This window comes from Leptolyngbya sp. FACHB-261 (assembly GCF_014696065.1).
Taxonomy (GTDB): Bacteria; Cyanobacteriota; Cyanobacteriia; order FACHB-261; family FACHB-261; genus FACHB-261.
In genome coordinates this window covers 956,454-975,825 of sequence record NZ_JACJPL010000031.1, presented here as the reverse complement: position 1 = coordinate 975,825, position 19,372 = coordinate 956,454, and the positions used below count along the sequence as shown (strand labels likewise).

The 19,372-nt window shown below is 52.2% G+C and carries 19 protein-coding genes and 1 tRNA gene; 10 read left to right on the top strand and 10 right to left on the bottom strand.

The features are described from left to right. Nucleotides 1–235 precede the first annotated feature (235 nt). Nucleotides 236–1,180, bottom strand: coding sequence for an arsenosugar biosynthesis radical SAM (seleno)protein ArsS (gene arsS / locus H6F94_RS29650; protein ID WP_199320700.1), 945 nt, complete (start codon nt 1,178–1,180; stop codon nt 236–238). A gap of 245 nt (nt 1,181–1,425) precedes the next feature. Between arsS and H6F94_RS29645 the strand changes: the two genes are divergently transcribed. Beyond that, a complete protein-coding gene (locus H6F94_RS29645; RefSeq protein ID WP_190805837.1) occupies nt 1,426–2,538 on the top strand; it encodes a pentapeptide repeat-containing protein in 1,113 nt (370 codons plus the stop codon). 227 nt (nt 2,539–2,765) lie between these two features. Here H6F94_RS29645 and H6F94_RS29640 read toward each other — a convergent pair whose 3' ends face one another. Then, entirely contained in the window at nt 2,766–3,098 is a 333-nt protein-coding gene (locus H6F94_RS29640) for a hypothetical protein (RefSeq protein WP_190805836.1), read from the bottom strand. Between the two features lie 612 nt (nt 3,099–3,710). On the opposite strand from H6F94_RS29640, the gene H6F94_RS29635 reads away from it, so the two are divergent. Next, the gene (locus H6F94_RS29635; protein WP_190805835.1) at nt 3,711–4,952 is read left to right on the top strand and encodes a Na/Pi cotransporter family protein; all 1,242 of its coding nucleotides are present in this window, start codon (nt 3,711–3,713) and stop codon (nt 4,950–4,952) included. Nucleotides 4,953–5,052: 100 nt separating this feature from the next. On the opposite strand, the gene H6F94_RS29630 is transcribed toward H6F94_RS29635, so the two are convergent. Then, nucleotides 5,053–5,349: a hypothetical protein gene (locus H6F94_RS29630; RefSeq protein WP_190805834.1), complete on the bottom strand. Its 297-nt coding sequence runs from the start codon at nt 5,347–5,349 to the stop codon at nt 5,053–5,055. A 485-nt stretch (nt 5,350–5,834) separates the two neighbouring features. Between H6F94_RS29630 and H6F94_RS29625 the strand changes: the two genes are divergently transcribed. Next, a complete protein-coding gene (locus H6F94_RS29625) occupies nt 5,835–6,029 on the top strand; it encodes a hypothetical protein (RefSeq protein WP_190805833.1) in 195 nt (64 codons plus the stop codon). A 97-nt stretch (nt 6,030–6,126) separates the two neighbouring features. Further along, entirely contained in the window at nt 6,127–6,753 is a 627-nt protein-coding gene (locus H6F94_RS29620; protein ID WP_190805832.1) for a precorrin-8X methylmutase, read from the top strand. Nucleotides 6,754–6,795: 42 nt separating this feature from the next. Here H6F94_RS29620 and H6F94_RS29615 read toward each other — a convergent pair whose 3' ends face one another. The 3 genes from H6F94_RS29615 to H6F94_RS29605 all read right to left on the bottom strand — a co-directional run bounded on the left by H6F94_RS29615 (nt 6,796) and on the right by H6F94_RS29605 (nt 9,162). Next, nucleotides 6,796–7,011 (bottom strand): DUF2839 domain-containing protein, encoded by a 216-nt coding sequence (locus H6F94_RS29615; protein ID WP_190805831.1) that lies wholly within the window; start codon nt 7,009–7,011, stop codon nt 6,796–6,798. 32 nt (nt 7,012–7,043) lie between these two features. Continuing rightward, a complete protein-coding gene (locus H6F94_RS29610) occupies nt 7,044–8,579 on the bottom strand; it encodes an ATP-dependent DNA helicase (protein ID WP_190805830.1) in 1,536 nt (511 codons plus the stop codon). Nucleotides 8,580–8,784: 205 nt separating this feature from the next. After that, nucleotides 8,785–9,162 carry a HesB/IscA family protein gene (locus H6F94_RS29605; protein WP_242041462.1) on the bottom strand — a complete coding sequence of 126 codons (378 nt, stop codon included), beginning with the start codon at nt 9,160–9,162 and terminating at the stop codon, nt 8,785–8,787. Nucleotides 9,163–9,263: 101 nt separating this feature from the next. On the opposite strand from H6F94_RS29605, the gene H6F94_RS29600 reads away from it, so the two are divergent. After that, nucleotides 9,264–9,340 (top strand) — tRNA-Met (locus H6F94_RS29600). A 100-nt stretch (nt 9,341–9,440) separates the two neighbouring features. Here the strand turns inward: H6F94_RS29600 and H6F94_RS29595 are convergent. Then, nucleotides 9,441–10,925 carry a GTP-binding protein gene (locus H6F94_RS29595; RefSeq protein ID WP_313949398.1) on the bottom strand — a complete coding sequence of 495 codons (1,485 nt, stop codon included), beginning with the start codon at nt 10,923–10,925 and terminating at the stop codon, nt 9,441–9,443. Nucleotides 10,926–11,108: 183 nt separating this feature from the next. Here H6F94_RS29595 and H6F94_RS29590 point away from each other — a divergent pair, with 183 nt between their 5' ends. Next, entirely contained in the window at nt 11,109–13,124 is a 2,016-nt protein-coding gene (locus H6F94_RS29590; RefSeq protein ID WP_190805828.1) for a DICT sensory domain-containing protein, read from the top strand. A 61-nt stretch (nt 13,125–13,185) separates the two neighbouring features. Here H6F94_RS29590 and chrA read toward each other — a convergent pair whose 3' ends face one another. Then, nucleotides 13,186–14,412 carry a chromate efflux transporter gene (gene chrA / locus H6F94_RS29585; protein ID WP_190805827.1) on the bottom strand — a complete coding sequence of 409 codons (1,227 nt, stop codon included), beginning with the start codon at nt 14,410–14,412 and terminating at the stop codon, nt 13,186–13,188. Nucleotides 14,413–14,581: 169 nt separating this feature from the next. Next, entirely contained in the window at nt 14,582–15,280 is a 699-nt protein-coding gene (locus H6F94_RS29580; protein ID WP_190805826.1) for a hypothetical protein, read from the bottom strand. 308 nt (nt 15,281–15,588) lie between these two features. Here H6F94_RS29580 and H6F94_RS29575 point away from each other — a divergent pair, with 308 nt between their 5' ends. From H6F94_RS29575 to H6F94_RS29560, 4 genes are all read left to right on the top strand, one after another. Beyond that, the gene (locus H6F94_RS29575; RefSeq protein WP_190805825.1) at nt 15,589–15,840 is read left to right on the top strand and encodes a hypothetical protein; all 252 of its coding nucleotides are present in this window, start codon (nt 15,589–15,591) and stop codon (nt 15,838–15,840) included. Between the two features lie 81 nt (nt 15,841–15,921). Next, the gene (locus tag H6F94_RS29570; RefSeq protein ID WP_190805824.1) at nt 15,922–16,440 is read left to right on the top strand and encodes a pyridoxamine 5'-phosphate oxidase family protein; all 519 of its coding nucleotides are present in this window, start codon (nt 15,922–15,924) and stop codon (nt 16,438–16,440) included. 121 nt (nt 16,441–16,561) lie between these two features. Further along, nucleotides 16,562–17,611, top strand: a complete 1,050-nt coding sequence (locus H6F94_RS29565; RefSeq protein WP_190805823.1) for an SDR family NAD(P)-dependent oxidoreductase — start codon at nt 16,562–16,564, stop codon at nt 17,609–17,611. A 68-nt stretch (nt 17,612–17,679) separates the two neighbouring features. Next, entirely contained in the window at nt 17,680–18,309 is a 630-nt protein-coding gene (locus H6F94_RS29560; RefSeq protein ID WP_190805822.1) for an HPF/RaiA family ribosome-associated protein, read from the top strand. Between the two features lie 265 nt (nt 18,310–18,574). On the opposite strand, the gene H6F94_RS29555 is transcribed toward H6F94_RS29560, so the two are convergent. Further along, nucleotides 18,575–19,315: a phytochelatin synthase family protein gene (locus tag H6F94_RS29555; RefSeq protein WP_190805821.1), complete on the bottom strand. Its 741-nt coding sequence runs from the start codon at nt 19,313–19,315 to the stop codon at nt 18,575–18,577. Nucleotides 19,316–19,372: the final 57 nt, after the last annotated feature.

Genomic DNA, 19,372 nt, shown 5'->3' with positions numbered 1-19,372 from the left:
CTTGAGCCTTGAGGCTTCGGTTAACTTGGCTTCTAGATTGGCCAGATTGTCAGGGCCGATCTCATCTTGAGCCAAAATTTTCTTGAGACACAAGCAAGCTTATGAGCATTTCGCATGGCTCAGATCCGTTTTGCGTATTATCAATAGCAACTGTTTGACCTAGTGAGATCTGGGCCTAGTTGGACTAATGTTTTACTCGATTAGGCTGACTAAGTGAGTTAAGGGCTAATTTACCTCAAGTCAGTGAGCCACCACAGCTAGAACCGGCTCCTGCTGTGCAGCCGTAGCAGTGCTCACCCGTGGCGATGCCACGGCCTAGCAGGTCTTGTTCGCCCAGTTCCCATAATTTGCGTCCTTCACCGGGAACGCCTAGCTCCAGCATTTGATTGAAGTCGCAGTCGTAGACGTTGCCTAGCCAATCAACGCTGATTTGATGACGGCACATGAGCCCTTCGACTGTACTGAGGTTAAATGCTTGCCGCAACAGGGTCATATAGGCTTCGCTCTGACCCGTGATCTCTAGGAAGTGAGCGTAGCGCTTGATCGGGATATTGGTGATCGTAAATAGCTGGTTGAAGACAATGCCGTAGCGAGCTGCGAGTTCCCGTTGGTAGTCGGCTTCTAGTTTGGCTTGGGGCGGTGGCAGATGGGCACCTACTGGGTTGTAAACCAGGTTCAGGGTTAAGCCGGTGTCAGGGCTGCCGTAACCCAACCCGTTGAGCTGTTGTAGGGCACGAATGCTGTTTTGAAAGACGCCGTTGCCTCGTTGTTTGTCAACGTTGTCTTCGAGGTAGCAGGGCAGGGAGGCAACTACTTCAACTTGGTAATCGCGCAAAAATTCTGCTAGATCCTCGTGGCCGGGTTCCAGCAAAATCGTTAGGTTGCAGCGGTCAATGACGTGACGGCCCAATTCACGGCCAGCCTGCACTAAGTAGCGAAAGTGTGGGTTTAGTTCTGGAGCACCGCCTGTGATGTCTAAGGTGCCAATCTTGGGATGGGCAGCTAGAAATTCAATAATGCCCTCGGCAGTTGAGCAGTCCATTGACTCGGTACGCTTGGGGCCAGCTTCGACATGACAATGGCTACAGGCCATGTTGCAGCGCTTGCCAAGGTTGACCTGAAGGGTGCTGAGAGAGGCGCGGCGCAGAGGAGAGCCCAAACGGGCTTGAAAGGTTGGCATGACCACTGGAGGGAGGCGTCTCCTCAATGGTAGGACCGAATTCATCGACAGTTCTATATATGTGCCTAATGTGTGCCTAGCGTAGGAGATTTGCTCTAGGAGCAATTGGGAGCGAAGTTACAGGAGCGTGACTTTTGCAGTAGAGCTTGAGGGGTTAATGGTGAGAATCCTATTGAGCTTGGCTCCTTAAATCACACTTGCTAGGAACTGAGTATTTTGAAGGAGTTCTCTCTCTACTCAGCTATATGGCTAACGAAGAACATCTTTCTCTGCTCAAGCAAGGAGTAGTCGCTTGGAACAATTGGAGGAGACTAGAAAAACACATACAACCTGATCTTTATAAGGCGGACTTGCAGGGTGTGGATCTCAGTGGGGCTAACTTCAGACAGGCTAATCTTGGAGGGGCGAATCTCAGCCTCGCAAGCCTTCGCTATGCAGACCTTTGTGGTACAACCCTTTGTGAAGCAGACCTGAGGGGAGCCAATCTTGCTAAGGCATTTTCTATTGGAGCTAGCCTTGCCTATGCAAACCTCCAAAATGCAAATCTAGTTGAAGCCCAACTTGCTGGAGTAACCCTCACTGGAGCAAGTCTTGTTGGAGCCCTGCTTACAGGCGCAAACTTACAAGAAGCGGACCTTAGCCGGTCAGACCTTACTTTGGCAGATCTCAGCCACGCAGATCTCACAGGCGCTCATTTAGTTGAAACTAACCTTGAGCAAACAAATCTTGAGAGTTGCAGAGTTTATGGAATATCCGCTTGGGACTTGAATCTGAAGGGAGCAAAGCAGTCGAATCTGATTATCACTTCTCCCAACGAAGCGACTATCACAGTAGATGATCTTGAGGTTGCTCAGTTTATCTATTTACTTCTCAATAATAAAAAGATTCGTAGCGTCATTGACACTATGACTTCCAAAGTCGTTTTAATACTTGGTCGTTTTAAACAAGAGAGAAAAGCGATTTTGGACGCAATCCGAGAGGAGTTGCGTAGGGGCAATAACTACGTCCCTATTCTCTTTGATTTTGATAGACCAAACAACAGGGATTACACAGAAACTATTGTCACATTAGCTTCAATGGCTAAATTTGTTATTGCTGACCTTACAGATCCTAGCTCCATCCCCAAAGAATTAGAGTCTTTTACTGAAAAATTTGCTATTCCGGTTCAGCCATTAATAGAAGGGGCGGACCGTGAATACAGCATGTTTAAGGATACTTGGAAATATCACTGGGTTCTTCAGATTCACCGCTATCAAGACTTGGATGATTTGCTAACCTCGCTCCGAGAGAAAATCATTGCCCCTGCTGAGGCAAAAGCAACCGACCTATTGAGACGAAGGCAGGAGGTCTACGGGTGATGGCTTGGAATGGTTAGCTCGCTCACTGCTAACAGAACCTTATGGCATCTCCATCATGACGGCTGCCCTCTCACGCTTCTGTCTTAGGCAAGCCGAGCGTAGCGAAATCGCTCACCAAGATCGAGAAACCGTGCGGACCTGGCGTGAAGGTGCCGCTTTGTTAACTAAATTACTGCTGCCATTAACCCATTTAAGAGAACCTATAAGTAGCAATAATTTGGTGCTGACTAAGCGGCAAGCTGAGCAGATTGCCTTTGTAAAATAGCCTGGAGATTCTGATAGATGGGAGAGCGAAGGCTGACCCAAACCGCGTATCGAGTCTCAGAGATCGTAATCATCACAGGCACTCCCTTCACCGCCAATCCATAGGCTAGGTGGTAGGCTTGCAGCCTGGATTGCAGACTAAATTCATGAGCTAATCCGTAAAGCTCTCCCTCATGACGGATACCTTTTTGCAGAGCCCCCTCTAGGTAGAAGTTGAACGGCTGAAGCTGCTGCTCACGCACGATGGCGGGAAGCGAATGTAGCGTGACTTCAGAAGGAGAAGCAGTGAGAGGCATAGCTAACTCAGTGAAAAAAGGAACTAAAGCTTCTTGAGATCTTCATATTCGGCTGATGACTGGTTGTCCCCCGTCACAAAGCTCAATCTCGCTTGAGATCAAGGCTCTCACTCCCTGCAATTCGAGTCATCTCCCACACGAAATAGACCAATCGTCACTTGCCACGCCCATCACGAAAGCCTGTTCAGCCTCGTAACAGCTTCACATTTATCGAAAGGAAAGTTTGGGAACCTTAGGTAATTTTAATGGCTTATCAGGTAGCAAAACAGTTTTGACTACTGGGTCCTCATCTTGTGAAACGACTAATCCCAACTCACTGCCATTCTCACTTTTGTTAATCTTCAGTTTGCTTAAGGCAGATAATTTTAATCGCCTGTTAACGACTTAATAATCATCGGAAGCCCTCTTGTAATTTCACCCTCAAGAGATAGGTGGAAGTCGAGCGTTAACCCGATAGTTTGGGTGTTTGAGTGTTGTCTAAGTTCGTATAACCTTCATTGACTTAAGCTTGACGCTTAGCGAGGCATGAGTAGATATCTAGCCTCGAACAAGTTTTTGGTACAGCAAATTCTGGGCGGATTCTGGCCCTACTTGGCATTTGGAGAAACTTTTATGGCTTCCTCAAACAATTTGAGAAAAGTATTTAGGCTCTTGAGCTTAGGCTTCTTAGTGCTTGCGTTAACCTTTACCCCGACCCTACTCAGCCTTCATTCTCCTGCTTCTGAATCTGTCTCGCTTGAAATATCTCTGGCGAAAGCCAACGCCCAAACGCCGGAAGCTCAAGCTCCCAATGCCCAAGCACCAGAAGCAGAAGCAGAAGCAGAAGCAGAAGGTGGAGACAGTGCTCAGGCTCCCACTGGGGACGAAGAAGATACAGAAAAAATTGACGCTACCAAAATGGTCATGGGCGTACTAGCTGGTCTCGTGCTATTTCTGTATGGCGTCACTCGTCTCGCCCAAGGTCTCAAAACTATTGCAGGAGACCGTCCCAAACGGCTCCTTGATAAATTCACCACTAATCGCTTTGCAGGTGTGCTCACGGGTGCCGCTGCAACCACTGTCTTAGATTCATCTTCAGTCACTATCATCATGGTGATTGCTATGGTGAGTGCCGGTCTGCTGGGCTTTGCCCAATCTCTCGCTGTTGTTTTGGGCTCCAATATCGGTACAACCGTGGGCGCTCAAATCATTGCTTTTGAGATCAATCAATATGCTCCTATCGCCCTCTTCATTGGCCTGCTTCTACATTTTGTCGGTAGGACAGAGCGTCAAAAAAACATTGGTTTAATTCTGTTGGGTGTGGGATTGATCTTCTTCGGTCTCGATACGATCGACGAAGCAATGAAACCCTTTAGGACCTATCAGCCCTTCATTGATTGGATGAGAACATTAGGCGAGCATCCACTACAGGGTGCTCTAGTAGGGGCCTTGTTTACCGTTTTGATTCAATCTTCCTCGGCCACTGTCGCGATTATCGTCACATTAGCCGGCTCTGGCCTAATTTCACTGCCTGCTGGTATTGCCCTAATGCTAGGTGCAGAAATTGGCACTTGCGCTGATACGTTGGTAGCGACGATTGGACGAGGACGCCCAGCTCTGCGTACGGGTGTGTTTCATCTGGTGTTCAATGTGGTTACTGCCACCATAGGTATTGCCTTTGCGGCTCAACTTGCTCAGTTAGTCGAGTCTATTTCCTCGGGCGCTGGTGTTGGACGGCAAATTGCTAACGCTCAGATCATCTTCAACGTGCTAGGTGTGTTGCTGTTTATTGGCTTAATTCCGCTCATAGCTCGCAGCTTAGAAAAGCTAGTTCCTGATGCTAAGCAATCAGAGCGGCAGCCAGTCAACGTCTAAGGCCAGACTAAAACAAGTTCCGCCTGAGGCGCTCTATTGTCTTGCCTCAGGCGGAATGGTGAATGCACTTGAGCAACCAGTCCAATGCCTGCATTAGGTGTTAAGCAGACTGCTGAGCGCTCCGGAAGCGAAGGCTGGTCCAAACGGTATAGCGAGCCTTAGAGATGGTAATAATCACGGGCACTCCCTGCTCAGCTAGCTCGTAAGCTGCTTGGTAAGCTTGGAGCCGGGATTGAGCATTGAACTCCTGTCCGAAGCCATACAGCTCACCCTCATGCCAAATGCCCTTCTGAATCCCGGCATCTCCATAGAAGTTGAAAGACTGAAGTTGCTGCTCATGCACGACCGCTGGCAAGCGGTGCAGGGGTGTCTGAGATGCAAAAGACGTGAGAGGCATGACTACGCTCAGCAGTAATTTCGGTCTTGGATAAGTCCACCATCCGCTGATTACAGGCTTTTGCCCGTGATAATCCTCAGCTCCAAGTTGTGATCAACTTTGGGTCTACGCGTGATCTGGGTCATCGTCTGGCTTCGCACAATCTAGGTCAGCTTCAGACTCGTAAGATCACTGACGGGTAGGGTGGAAGTGTTAAGCATTTGTAATGCATCTACACTGTTCCGGCCTTTTTTGCCTAGCATCTGGCCGTAGTCTTCATCAAAACTACAAATGGTCTTGGTTCCAGGAGCATTAGCAGCTCAACTCTAGTAGCTCAAATCTGGTAGCCCAACTCCGGTAGCTCAACTCTGGTAGCTCAACTCCAAGCCATCCAAATAGCCCTATTTACTTAAGGTCTGCCTTCGGGCAGTTGGAAAAGCTAGGCCAAGTTAATAAAAGGTAAAAGGTTGGCATTCCGTTTAGGCAAGGGATCGGAGCAACAGGCGATGCAACAAACCACTCTTCAACTTGAACCGGGTAAGCTTTACCGAATCGAGGACCAGCTTAGCAACTACACTGTTACCTTTAGCGAGGTCACGCTTGCCGAAGGCATGGTACGTCTGGGATTCAAAGACGAGAGCGGTAAGGACATCTTCCTTACTCAGGGCTCTCTGGAGTCGATGAAGGTCTCCCCAGCTTAAGCTGGGCTTTCCAGAAATCTGGGGATACTTATCCCCGGTGGCTTCTAACTCAAAGCGATCCGCTAGGCTAAATCCTGGTGTCTCCTTGGAGCAGCAGTTGGATAGCCCCAGCAATCCTCTTACTCATCCGATCACAGCTCAGAGTTTTGCGCTGATCGATCGTGAATTCGGTGAACATGGCCTGACGCCCGACCAGTATGCGGTTGTGCGTCGTGTCATTCATAGCACTGCTGATTTTGAATTCAAGCACTTGGTGCGCTTCTCACAGACCGCCATCGAGTCAGGGATTGCGGCGCTGCAACAGGGGGCTCCTGTCATTGTTGATGTCGGTATGGTTCAGCAGGGGGTACGTAACCTGCTGCGGCAAACTTTTGACAATCCTCTGCTGAACTGTCTGGAGCAAGTCCCGGCACCAGCCCCTGAGCAGACTCGCACCGAAGCCGGATTATTGCATTGGGCGACGACCTATCCTCAAGGTATTTTCGTCATTGGCAACGCTCCCACTGCCCTACTAGCCCTGTGCCAGCAGCTCCAGGCGGCAAACGTCAGCCCTGCCTTGGTAATTGGGGCCCCAGTGGGCTTTGTCTCAGTTTTAGAAGCTAAGGCTGCTCTATCGGCCTGCTCTGTGCCTCAAATCCAGGTAGAAGGTCGAAAAGGCGGCTCGCCTGTTGCTGCCGCCATTCTCAACGCTCTAATTATCCTGGCTTGGGAAAGGGAGGTTTAGCTTCCCCCTTCCCAGCCTCAATCTGTCCCAATCACGCCTTAATCACTGGACCTGCCACCAGCCTGCCCAGGGACCAATAAAACGCACCATTACCCACAGGAAGACCAAGCCAAAGATGCCAAGCCAAGCGCCTTGGGTGCTCCACTTGACGAACTGCTCAGCCTGTTGCTTGTTGATGAAGGTTAGCCAGGGCAGGATTGGCTCCGGTTGACCGTATTTCTCGCCCAGATTGTCCTTGCGACGCTTAGATTCGCCCATCGGAATACTCTGACTTAAAGTTTGTTTCCTTACTAGTCCAGGATAGGACAGCTATCGCTCTCAAACAGCCCTGGATCGAGATAGCTGATCCGAGCGGCTGGATTTAGAGCATTGATGATCTGCCCACCATAGCTTCGGTGCAGAACTCGGTTATCGAGGATAGCCACAACGCCTTGGCGCTCCCGCACAGGCACAACTGCCCGTTGCAAGGTGCTGAGGGCTTCCGGCAGGAGGTATAGGCGGAACCAGTCCTGCCGCAGGTGCTTGTAGTGCGCTACCCGTCCTGCCACCAAAGGGTCTTCGAGCGAGGGAATCGGCAGGGTTGCGATTGCCAGCAGTTGCGGTGCAGGCAGGACCCGTTGATGCTCTTTCCAGAATTTCCAGCCTGTAACCAACACGCCGTTGTCATCCAGGCAGGTCCGCTCTACTTGAACCCGGGAGCCGAACTCAGAAGCCAGAACAGAGCCAACTTGAGCTTTCAAGGGCACATCGCCCACAATTACCACCACCAAGCCCTGCGTGCTGCTGCTCTCGCTAATCAGATAGCGCAATTCTTGCAACAGAGCCACCTGGAATTGCGGCGTGTTGGGCATAGGCAAGCCATCTGGCAGATAGAGCTGAATCAGCTCGTGAGTCCGGGCTGGACCGAACTGCAAACAGGTCATGTCTCCCAAGCCCAGCCGTGTCCGGTAGGTGACCGCATTGGGGTCAGCATCCAAGGCTGCACCTACAACCACCAGGGGTTGCTTTGACCAAACTCGCTCCTGAAGCACCGAGCCAATTTCAATGGGGCTAGCGTGCAGCGAGAACTGACCGTGGGTTCGCGAAACCTGAGCCCAGGCTAGATTGTCTTCGGCTTGCCAGAGCTGCCAGAACTGCTGCCAAGCTTCTGGTAAAGCCGCAATCCCCGCTGTGCCTGGACAGTCTTCCAGCAGGCTCAGCAGTTGGTTCAGACTCTCGCGCTCTGGCTGGTCAATCAGATGGCAGTGGTAGGGGCTTTCGGGGTGGCGAAAAATTTGCTGGGTTAAGCTGACACGCAGCGAACGGATGTCCTCGGCTTGGCTGGGACAAGCCAGTAGCAAGGCATCCCAGTGGCCTGGCTGAATCACCGAGGTCAAGGCATCGCGGGCTAGCTCTTCTAGATCATCAGCGCTGTCAATGAGAACCGGCACTCCCTCAGGGAAGTCGCTCTGGCCACTCAGATGGCTCTTTAACCAATTCTGAGGGGTTGTAAACAGCAGCCCACAGAAGCCCTCAGGCCAAGCAGACTCGGTACGAATAGGCTTGTTCAAGCTCATGATTTGCTGCAACCGAGGAATCTCGATTTGCAGGAGCCGTTGCTGAGTTGCCTCAGCCGCCACAATGATCACTGGCCCTGGCCACATCAAGGCAGGCACCAAATAGCTCAAGCGGTAACGTTCGCTGCCTCCTACCTGCATTAGGGCACTGCGACCCAATCGAAAAGCACGCGCCACCAGCCGGGCCATCGTCAGGTGATGGGGCCAGGTAGGCACGCCCTGCTCACGTAGGAAGGCGCGGAGTTGCTGGTGGACTTCGGCTTCAATCACAGGTCTGTCCGCTGAACAGACCCTATTCTGACACAGGGCCGTAGGGCTGGTTTGTCAGGGGCTGGGAGCTTTACTAGAAGTCAGTTGAGACTTGTTGCTGCTGACCACCAACCCAACCAGCAACAGAGGCTAGCAAGCACAAAGCCCAGGCACAACAGCGCCCAGGCTTCGGTCACACAGATGGGTACTCAAGGCACGGGAGAACTTAAGCGTGTTGCGGTTGGGCCTCTTGAGCTGTCGAGAAGGAGCTGCCGCACCCGCAGCTATGGGTCGCTTGAGGATTGTGGAAGCGGAAACCGCCGCCCATCAAATCTTCGCTGTAGTCCAGCGTCAGTCCATTGATATGACTCAAGCTAGCCGCATCGACGACGACTCGGATACCCTCGCAGTCGTAAACCACGTCATCGGGTCTAGCTTCGCTGTCAAAGTTCATGGTGTAGGACATGCCAGAGCAGCCACTATTCTGAACGCCTAAGCGTAAGCCAGTTGCCGGGTCCTCAAAACGGGCCTTCAGGCGCTTAACTTCACGAGCCGCAGCAGGAGTGAGGTTGATCATAGAAGCTTGCTGACCTTGTTTTTCCATACTTCTTATCTTAGGTCCATCCCACGTCTGCAGATTTCTGGTGCGTGGGGTTGCATAATCTCGTAAGACCCGCTAGGATATAAATCCTGAGGTTGAAGCGACGCGGGGTAGAGCAGTCTGGTAGCTCGTCGGGCTCATAACCCGAAGGTCCATGGTTCAAATCCATGCCCCGCCACCAACCCAAGCTCTAATTAGACTTAGCCCCAGCAGTGATATCACTGCTGGGGCTAAGTCTTTGGGTTTCTTTACAGAGCCTGCAATTCAACAGAGCTTGTAATTTAAGGGATTGGCTTGCCTGCTTTATCTACTGCCCGCTGACGCCAGTCGATCTTGGCTTGAAGCTCAGTTCTAATCCGGCTGAGAATTGAGCCCTCATCCAGATTTTCTAGGATGCGTGTGACCACCGCTTTGGGGCCACTGGGTCCCCAAGAAGCACCATTCGCTAAATATTCCTTGGCGACCATACCAATCGCGTAGGAAGAAACCCCCGCCACGCCAGCCTGAGTGAGGGCCACCGATGCATAAGCGGCCAGACTGGTCCCGCCGGTAACTGGCACCGCCAGCCCCAGCAACCCCTTCAAAGAACTCATGCCTAGGTTGGCAAGCAGTTCGCTGGCGCTGATGCCCCCCATGCCGATCGCAATTTTTTGTAGCAGACCCACCGCGCCCTGCTGGGTCATGTTGATGCCATAGAGCTTCGAGAGCCCCAGAATCAAGGCCACATCTACCACAGCACCGCCAATCACATCCATCACTGTGACCGGATTAAGCGCAATCGCCGCCGCTTTGGTGAGGGTTGCGTTCCAGATCAGCTTGTTAGCCCGAGCGTCTCGGATCTCTAGCTTGCGCTGGACAATGTGGTCGTTGACGTTGTCCACGAACAGCATGGTGTTGAGCGCAACTAAAGACTTGCCCTCCCGATGCAGAATCTCCAAGATCTTGAGCTTGAGGTCGTTTACCTCCGGCGGGCCAGGAAGCAGCGACACACCCAAACTGCCATCAGGCCGACGCACTGCTTTGGCAATGAGGGGTGAGGCAGCGGCCATCACGATCTCATTGGGCGAAAGTAACTCACGAACACGGTCATCGCGGATTTTCTGGTAGATCGCCTCACGGTCAGCGTCTGGATACTGGTCAATTTTGTTGAAGACCAGCAGAATCGGTTTGCTAGCCTGTCGCAGGCGCGAGAGGGCTTCGTACTCGACTTTGGTGATGTCCCCCGACACCATAAATAAGATTAGGTCGGCCTGCTGTGCGATCTCCTGAGCCAGAGCCTCGCGGGCCTCGCCATCCACCTCGTCAATGCCAGGTGTGTCAATTAGTTCAATGCGCGAATCTCCCAGCCCCCTGAGCGCAACCCGCAAAATATCGTGATCGCTACTGCCCAAAGCCTCTCGACTGACCGTCCACTGGGCGCTATGGCTCTCGCGGGTAACTCCGTGGATCGGGCCAGTTTCGAAGATATTGCGGCCCAACAGGGCATTCAGTAATGACGATTTGCCCCGACCCACCATCCCGAACACAACAATGTGCACGACCTGGTGGTCTAGCTTCTCTAGAAGAACTTGTAGATCTTCGAGTTCAGGCTCTAAACCTGCCCGTTCGCTGGGGCTAAGGTCTAACTGGTCAACGATCTCGCGTAGTGCTTTTTGCGCTTGCTTGTAGTTGAGTTCCTCTTGAATGTCCGCAAAACTTAGGATGGTACTGTCAAGCTCATCCTCAGCTGGGTTGTGGGTAGGATTAAGGCTGTCTGAACTGCTCACAGGCTGCACGTTCCTCCCGCTTTTGAGCCGTTCCTCCAGTCTATCCTCGCCTCTGTGGTCTGCTGGAGAGAGCTGAGATTACGCAATCATTCCGTTAATGGGCGCTAGGAGCCTGACATCTTCTCCTAGACTCGAAAAGGAGCAGGTTAACCTAAGCTCAAGGCAGGGCGGGTTCGGACACTGATGAGCAAGCAGATTTCCCTGTTGCAAGAGGTGCAGGCGGCATTTCCCCACCTGAGACCTCAAACCTATTTCAAGTCTTCGTTGACGGCGCTCTCGCATGCGATCGAGGATCAGGTGCTTGCCGAGACGACTGGCTCAGCACCTTTGGTCATTGCTTGCTTCCAACAGGAGCGCTTCTATCGGCAAGAAGCCAGCCGCTACCTGCGCATTGCCGAACTGACCGATCAGGTCTATATCATGGCGGCACCAGAAACTAATTTCGCTGCCAGCTCTGATCACTACGAGACTGTGCCCTTCACCCCCGACGACAGTCTTGCTCAGGAGTGGCATCTGATCGTGGTGAGCGACCAGTACACGATCTGCCTGATCTGCCGTGAAGTTACCCACGAGTCGGATCAGAACGACCCTAGCAGCCCCGGCAACGGTAATAGTCCACCCCTTTTGGGTCAGACCCTGGATCAGGCGCGACGCTTTGAGGGGATTTGGTCTTTCGATCGCCGCGTCAGCTGCGAAGCGGCACGGTTGCTACTCGGTCGGGTGCTGACCCATCGCCCAGCCCTAAAGCCAAAGATCACAGCTGCTCAGGCTCGGCTTGCCTCAGCGGTGGAGCTCACTGGCTTCAGCAATGTTGACCCAGCGCCGTTCGCCGAGCGACTGATGACGCACTTGCAGGCTGGCCAGTACAAGCTACTCAAAGCCTACCGCTCGATTCAAGACCAGGAACGGCGAGAGCGCCTGGTGAACCGCATTACCAGTGTGATTCGCCGCTCTCTAGACACTGACGAAATCCTGGCAGTGGCAGTTCAAGAGCTAGGCGAAGCCCTGCAAGCTGACCGCTGCCTGCTCTATCGCTGCAAGAACACCGATGTGAGCGCCTATATTCGGCATCAGTTCTGCCGCGAGGGTATCGTACCTGTGCAGTCTGACCGCTGGCCGCTCCAGCGTAACCCTCTGCTACGGGAAGCCAGCTCGCGCCAAGAACCCTCGCATACCGTCGATGCCTTTCACGATCCTCGTCTGGCTCAAATTCTGCCACTGGTGGAGTCGGCTCAGATTCGCTCCTGGTTGGCGGTGCCGGTTCACTATCAAGGGCGGCTGTTGGGATTGATTGAGCTGCACGATTGCGATGAGTCGGCGCCGTATCTGTGGACCGAAGAAGACATAGAACTGGTAAGTTCGATCGCCACTCAGGTGGGCGTTGCCCTAATCCAGGCAGAGTCCTACGCCAATTTAGATGACCTCAACCGGCAGCTCGAAGCCCTCGACCGGACCCGCAGTAATCTAATTGCCATCATTGGGCACGAGTTGCGCACGCCCCTATCCACGATCCAGGTTTGTTTGGAGTCGTTGGCTAGTGAGCCAGACATGGTCTCTGCAATGCGCCAGGAACTGCTGAATGCAGCTCTGACCGATGCCGATCGCATGCGCAAACTGATCCAGGATTTCCTCACCCTCTCACGCTTAGAGAGTGGACGGGTGAATTGGCACATGGAGCCGCTCTCACTTTCAGAATGTGTGGATCTCGCTCTTAGCAGCATCCGTTCGCGTCGGGAGGACCGGCTGCCTCGGATCAGCAGTAAGGTTTCTGATGATCTGCCTTTGGTACGCGCTGATGGCGAGTGGTTAGTGGAAGTGCTCAGCAAGTTGTTAGATAACGCCTGCAAGTTTACCGATGGGGATGGTGAGGTGCATCTGGAAGCGCAGGCTAGTGGCAGCCGCATGCTAGAGGTGACAGTTTCGGATACTGGACGCGGCATCGAGCCAGACCGCCTAGAGGTTATTTTCGACCGTTTCTATCAGGAAGAAGGCGCGTTGCGCCGGACAGCCGGGGGCACGGGTTTGGGGTTGGCGATTTGTCGTCAGATCGTGCAGGGCTTGGGAGGATGCATCTGGGCCGAATCGTCGGGTCGCAACCAGGGTAGCGCTTTTCACTTCACGCTACCGACAGCAGACGGTTCGGATCTGCCGACTAATGGCTCAACGCCTCAGCCACCGATGCGGGCGACGCTGCGTTAGTCGGTTCAGATGGTCCTGGAGCGAACTTGCCTAGTAAACGGGTGAGTGTAAACCGGGTTCATTAGGACAACCACAGCTGCGATAGCAGACCAACTAGGCCCCCCGCTGCCACTAACCAGGCAGAGTTCAATTTGAACCGGAAAATAGCCACCAGGCCGAGCAGTGCCAACAATACCGTCAGCCAATCTACTAGGGCAGCTTTGCCGAGCTGGTAGGTGACAACCGCCATTAGTGCCAGCGAAGCAGCATTCACGCCATCTAGAAAACGAGAAGCCCAGGCAGAGCGGCGGATCCGAGGCACCCAAGGGTTGACAACTGCCACCAAAACGAAGGCGGGCAGAAAGATGCCGATCGTGCCTGCAACGGCACCTGCATGACCGGCCAGTAGATAACCAATAAACGTCGCTGTTGTAAAGACTGGCCCAGGCGTGAACTGCCCGATAGCCACGGCATCGAGCAACTGTTGCGACGTGAGCCACTGTGTCCGCTCCACCAGTTCGCGCTGAAGAAAGGCAAGCAGAACGTAGCCGCTGCCATATAGAACCGAGCCGATTTTCAAGAAGAACAAAAAGACTTGCGGCCAAGAGGCTGGGCTCGCTGCTGAAGTTGCAACCCTAGGTGAATCACTGCTGAAGGTGAGCAGGGCAGAGCTAGGCAACAGGATAGCCATCTGATTGCCCTGCCTAAAGTGCTGCCAGTTACTGACTAGCATTACGCCCAGTCCAGCCAGCAATAGCAGCAGGATCTCGTTGAGGCCAAACCAGAAGGCTACGGTCACAGCCACAGCTGCAATGCCGGTAGGGAGGTTGTTCACGGCTTTTTTGCCCAAGGTCCAGAGCGCCTGAATTACCACCGCGATGATCACAGGCTTAATGCCGTACAGCAGCCAGCCCACAGTAGGCACAGTCTGGTAACGGGCATAGATTGCGGCCAGCGCCCAAACCATCAACATGGCAGGCAGAATGAAGCACGAACCAGCCACTAGCAAACCTCGCCAGCCTGCTCGCTCGTAGCCGATGTGAATGACGAGCTCGGTTGAGTTAGGTCCAGGGATGAGGTTAGTTACGCCTAACAGGTCTAATAGCTTCTCACTGCTGAGCCATCGGCGACGCTTGACGACCTCGTCATCGATCAGGGCAATGTGAGCAGTGGGGCCGCCAAAGGCGATGGTTCCTAGCCGTAGAAAGACCAACGCCAATTCCTGAAGCCGTTGTCTTTTGGCTGATGGGCTCAACTCCGCATAGTGAGGAGACTGGGTTAGTTGGGTTTGGTCGTCAATCTCGGGCATTTTCCGGCATCCAGGGCTGGCCTAGCATCGTCTAGCTAGGGTAGCGGCTTTGCCCGTTTGCAGCATGTGCCCGTGACGACTCTCTCAGGACAACTCCCTTAGGAGCCGCTCTTTCTAGAACTGCTTTTTCTGGAACCACTGCAGACCGCAGCCTCAGGAGCCACAAAAATTACAGGGTTCTGGATCTGCTATAGCTCTGTAGTTGTTCCTCAGTTGCTAACCTCTGCAACCAAACAGGGTAGGCATAGGAATCCTGTAGTTGAAGTTTGATACCAGGATAGGTCTGCATTGACTGCTCAAGCACCGTTTGCAAATGCTGAATATGACTGACATCCTGACCAGAGGCTTCAAGGCCAAGGCTCCACCAAATATCTCCTCTGACTGTTAACTTTGTCAGCTCAACGTTACAGCCCGGTTGAGCCGTTTCATTGGTTGGAATCTCAATCAGCACTGGATCGGTGTGAAGTTGATAGCGTCGTACGGTGCGTACTTTGTGGATTTGGATCAGGGTTTGATTGAAGCTTTTTGTTAAAAATTGAGTGACCACGGGTTGCCCGTGGCTCCATTTGAGCCACTGCTCTAGCTTGCCTTGACAGTCCTTCAGACAAAGTGGCTCCAGCTCTCGGGTTCGCCATTTCACTTCTAATTTGTTTTGCCTGAGTTTTATCCCTAAATTATCAAGCCCTAGAAGGGCTGGCATGGATAAGTACAAGTCCTCGCGGCTCTCCGAAATTGATGGCAAGATTGACGCCATTTCAGAGCCGTCTTGCTGAAGACCTTGCTGAAATCCCTGCTGAAACCACTGCTCGACAGCCTCAGGTAGCCTTCCTGGCTGAAACCAGCGAACCTCTGTAGTAGCTAACATCATCTTTTAAATTCAGTGAGCTTCATTGCAGATAAAAACTTGCAGAGGCTGCATCTGCCGATGGAAAGACCGCTCAAAGCCTGAGACGAATAATGTCTGATGACTCGGTGCTTTAACTCTCTAGTATTTGTTCGCCTAGCTTGTTCACCTACCTAGAGAGAGACGTTGCTCTGAGCAGTTTTTTTTAGCATACATAAATGGTTTATCTCGTTCTAATCGAGTGCACTATTCGATTTTTAGCCTCGCTTTAGAAGCAAGAACCACTTAAGCAAGGTGGTCCCAAAAAGTAGTTCAACCAGGAGTTACTCAATATGGCCTCAATTGCACCACTACAAGGTTCAGAGCTAATCGATTGTGCTAGAGCCAACTTCAAGAAAGGGATTCAGGTCGCTGCGGAGCGTTGTGGTTATGGCGAAGATCTTCAAACCTTTGAACGTGAATTGAAGAAAGCTTGTGATCACATCGGGGTTGAAATCGGTAGCTTTCAAGACTTGACGCCCGATGGTCAACGAGAGCAGGAGCCAGGTATGGTTGTTTCTCCTGACACAGTCGGTCAACTCTGATATGCCCATCAGTACATTCGAGTTCATTCATTGCATTAGTTGAATCAATTAGTAAGTCATAAGTCAAAGGAATAGCAACGCATGGCTAACTCCACTGAGCGCAACGAACATTTAAAGAAGTTGCGTGAAATGATCAAAGACATTGAATACGGCATGTTGACCACGCTGGATGAGACAGGCAAGCTCCATAGCCGTCCGATGTCCACCAATGGCCATGTTGAGTTTGATGGAGATCTCTGGTTCTTCACCTATGCCAGTTCGCACAAGGTCGTAGAAGTTGAGCAGAATCATCAGGTCAATGTCAGCTTCTCTGCACCTAACAAGCAGCAATATGTGTCGATGTCGGGCACTGCTCAACTAGTGCGAGACCGCAATAAGCTTGAGCAGTTGTGGCAACCTCAACTCACAGCTTGGTTTCCTAAAGGACTAGAGGAGCCTGATTTGGGTCTGCTCAAGGTGAGTGTGGAAACCGCAGAATACTGGGATTCCCCATCTAGCCCAGTGGCCCATGCCGTAAGCCTGATTAGTGCTTTAACGACAGGCAAGCCTCAGGATCCCAGTCAGCACGAAAGACTGAACCTGACCTCGGTGGCAGATTAAGTCGTAGATTCAATAGCCCACGCGCCTTGGCTGCGGGGTTTAGTCGCTGCGCCTCGTCGGAAGTGGGTGCTGAAGCTAGCCCTGTTTGCCTGCACTCAAAAGCTGCCAGGAGTTTTGGTCAATGGGGGACATACAGCAGAATTCGCTGGCTTTGCTTGCGCTTGGTATAGGGTTGTTGCTCACTGCTCAGTGGTCGCTGCGCTGGTGGCGCGAACGCAGCTACACCCTCAGTGGCAAGACTGTGCTGCTGACTGGCGGCTCCCGGGGTCTGGGCCTGGTGATGGCTCGTCAGTTAGTCCGTGAAGGCGCACATCTAGCAATTTGCGCCCGCAACCTGGAAGAGTTGGAGCGAGCACAGCTTGATTTGGAGCGCTACGGTGGGTCCGTTTTGACCGTGCCTTGCGATGTCAGCGATCAAGTTCAGGTAGAGCAACTAGTCCGCACAGTCCGTGAGCACTTCGGCCCCATTGACGTTCTGATTAACAACGCAGGCATCATTCAGGTCGGCCCTATGGAAGTCATGACCCTCGATGATTACGAGGAAGCCATGAAAATCCATTTCTGGGCACCGCTCTATACGACCTATGCCGTCTTGCCAGACATGCGTGAGCAACAAGCGGGCCGCATCGTCAACATCTCCTCGATTGGCGGCAAGGTTAGTGTGCCTCACCTGTTGCCTTACAGCGCCAGCAAGTTTGCCCTGGTTGGTCTATCTGAGGGGCTGCGGGCCGAGTTGGCGCAGCATGGCGTGACCGTGACGACGGTGTGCCCTGGCCTGATGCGAACCGGTAGCCCTCACAATGCCCTCTTTAAAGGTCGGCACCGGGCGGAGTACACCTGGTTCAGCATTAGCGATTCTCTGCCTCTGATCTCAATGGGCGCGGAGAAAGCAGCGCGTCAGATTATTGCTGCCTGCAAGCGGGGTGATGCAGAAGTGATCCTGTCGCTGCCTGCCCAGGTGGGCGCCAAGTTTCATGGTCTCTTTCCCGGGGTAACTGCCGAGTTACTGAGTTGGGTCAATCGGCTCTTGCCTGGGATAGGCGGCATTGGCAGCGACCGATTGCAAGGTAAGGATAGCTACTCCAGCCAATCCCCCTCTGTCTTGACTACTTTGAGTGACCAAGCAGCTGAGCGGAACAATGAGATTGCTGCAACTCAGTTAGAAGAGTGATGAAGCACTCAAGGTCAAAAGGACAGCATATTCACAGGCTCTAAAGTTTTGAAATCGGAGAATAACAAATGAAAATTCCACCAGAAATTACCTACCGTTTTATTGATAAAACAGATGCAATTGATTCGCTAGTTCACGAGAAAATTGGCAAACTGGAGCAAGTTTGCGATCACATCAGCAGCTGCCACATTGCCATCGAAAAGATTAACGACCGTCCGCGTAGCGGGTCTCCTTACCGCGTGCGCCTAGATATTACGGTCCCTCCTGGGCATGAAATTGTGGCTGAAAGCAATCCGGGTGAGGGCAACCAGTACGATCCGCTGGATGCTGTGATCCGCAATGCTTTTCGTGCGGCTCAGACCCAGCTTAAAAAACTCAATCAGCGCCAGAACGAAAGTGGTAAGTCCCAAACCCATGAAGGACACGAAACTACTGCTCTCGTGGTGCGGTTATTCCGCGACCAAGGCTATGGCTTCATTCGAGGCTTAGATGGTCAAGAGTTCTACTTCCACCGCAACAGTGTGCTTCATGATGACTTTGATCGCTTAGAAGTTGGCACAGGTGTGCGTTTTGTTTCAGATTTTAACGATGGCGAACAAGGCCCTCACGCCAGTACCGTTCAGATTGTTGACAAGCCCGGTCATCGAGCCGGGGAGGCTGAGGAGACATTGATTGAACCGCCCCTAGGTTGGCAATAATGCACAGAACAGAACGGGCCATGTTTTCATGAGCTATCCTGCCTGAATCACTATCTAAATCAATAGAAGCTTGCTTCAAAAACTAGTCCTCAGTGAAGTCCTACAAGGCTCACTGAGGACTGCTGCTATGAGGGGTGTTCCTCGGGGCTTTGGATCTGGGAACATGCTAGAAAGCTACCAGCTCTTGTTGATGGCTATGGCCATGAATTCTAGATGAAACTGAGCCAATTAATGGAGGGTATTAGTTATTGTCTTGATGGCATTTTCAAGGATTACGGCTAACCAAAACGAACCCACGGGTTTTACCGGCTGTTGCATCCGTTGTTGCCATCGCTTCCCATAAATCTTCTGCTTTTACCCAAACGGGCGGGTACTTATAACGGGCCACATCTAGAATCAGAAAACGATCGCTCTCCTGGTCATAGGCTGCCAGTGGTGAGATATGTCCACCTCGTTCCTGCCCAATTTTGCCGCGCAGATAGTTCACCAGAACGAAATTTCCAGGCTGGCTTAGATTCGCTACGACCAGCCTGCGAAACTCTGCCAGATTGGTATCACTACTATGGTAAACCTGAGCCTGGACCGAATAGCTGCCAAGCAATCGCCCCAGTTCATCCAAAGTTATGCCTTGGCGTGCAACGACATTAGGACTGAGCACTTGCTGAGCCGCTTGGTTTTCAAAAAAATTCTCTTGGGTGAATACGCGATACGGAGCATATTGAGCTGATGCGGGCGCTGGGATGCCTAAACTATTCAGCACCATCACCATGCTGGCAACCCCACAGTAAGCTTGGTTGATTTGGGTGACAAACTGCATACTGAGATTCCAGAAGTCATCCTTAGCCTCACTCTCCAATAGAAGTTCCTCGCCCTGCTCTGAGTTGAAGGCGATCAGATTTGCTGGCAGGGGAATCGTTTGGGCAATTGCACTGCTACCTGCGATACTGATTCCTATAATGAGGGTTCTCAGAAAGGCTCTGGTCGCTTGGAATACCTTGGGCTCCATAAATTCTCATAACAGTCATTCGAATTGCATTCTATCGCTATTGCTACGAGATAACAG

Excerpts from the sequence above, each read along its gene's own strand:
- H6F94_RS29575 (WP_190805825.1), top strand. The coding sequence starts at position 15,589 with ATGGCCTCAATTGCACCACTACAAGGTTCAGAGCTAATCGATTGTGCT.
- H6F94_RS29615 (WP_190805831.1), bottom strand. The coding sequence starts at position 7,011 with ATGGGCGAATCTAAGCGTCGCAAGGACAATCTGGGCGAGAAATACGGT.
- arsS (WP_199320700.1), bottom strand. The coding sequence starts at position 1,180 with ATGCCAACCTTTCAAGCCCGTTTGGGCTCTCCTCTGCGCCGCGCCTCT.
- H6F94_RS29565 (WP_190805823.1), top strand. The coding sequence starts at position 16,562 with ATGGGGGACATACAGCAGAATTCGCTGGCTTTGCTTGCGCTTGGTATA.
- H6F94_RS29580 (WP_190805826.1), bottom strand. The coding sequence starts at position 15,280 with ATGATGTTAGCTACTACAGAGGTTCGCTGGTTTCAGCCAGGAAGGCTA.
- H6F94_RS29640 (WP_190805836.1), bottom strand. The coding sequence starts at position 3,098 with ATGCCTCTCACTGCTTCTCCTTCTGAAGTCACGCTACATTCGCTTCCC.
- H6F94_RS29555 (WP_190805821.1), bottom strand. The coding sequence starts at position 19,315 with ATGGAGCCCAAGGTATTCCAAGCGACCAGAGCCTTTCTGAGAACCCTC.
- H6F94_RS29605 (WP_242041462.1), bottom strand. The coding sequence starts at position 9,162 with ATGGAAAAACAAGGTCAGCAAGCTTCTATGATCAACCTCACTCCTGCT.
- H6F94_RS29570 (WP_190805824.1), top strand. The coding sequence starts at position 15,922 with ATGGCTAACTCCACTGAGCGCAACGAACATTTAAAGAAGTTGCGTGAA.
- H6F94_RS29590 (WP_190805828.1), top strand. The coding sequence starts at position 11,109 with ATGAGCAAGCAGATTTCCCTGTTGCAAGAGGTGCAGGCGGCATTTCCC.
- H6F94_RS29625 (WP_190805833.1), top strand. The coding sequence starts at position 5,835 with ATGCAACAAACCACTCTTCAACTTGAACCGGGTAAGCTTTACCGAATC.
- H6F94_RS29630 (WP_190805834.1), bottom strand. The coding sequence starts at position 5,349 with ATGCCTCTCACGTCTTTTGCATCTCAGACACCCCTGCACCGCTTGCCA.
- H6F94_RS29645 (WP_190805837.1), top strand. The coding sequence starts at position 1,426 with ATGGCTAACGAAGAACATCTTTCTCTGCTCAAGCAAGGAGTAGTCGCT.
- H6F94_RS29635 (WP_190805835.1), top strand. The coding sequence starts at position 3,711 with ATGGCTTCCTCAAACAATTTGAGAAAAGTATTTAGGCTCTTGAGCTTA.
- chrA (WP_190805827.1), bottom strand. The coding sequence starts at position 14,412 with ATGCCCGAGATTGACGACCAAACCCAACTAACCCAGTCTCCTCACTAT.
- H6F94_RS29560 (WP_190805822.1), top strand. The coding sequence starts at position 17,680 with ATGAAAATTCCACCAGAAATTACCTACCGTTTTATTGATAAAACAGAT.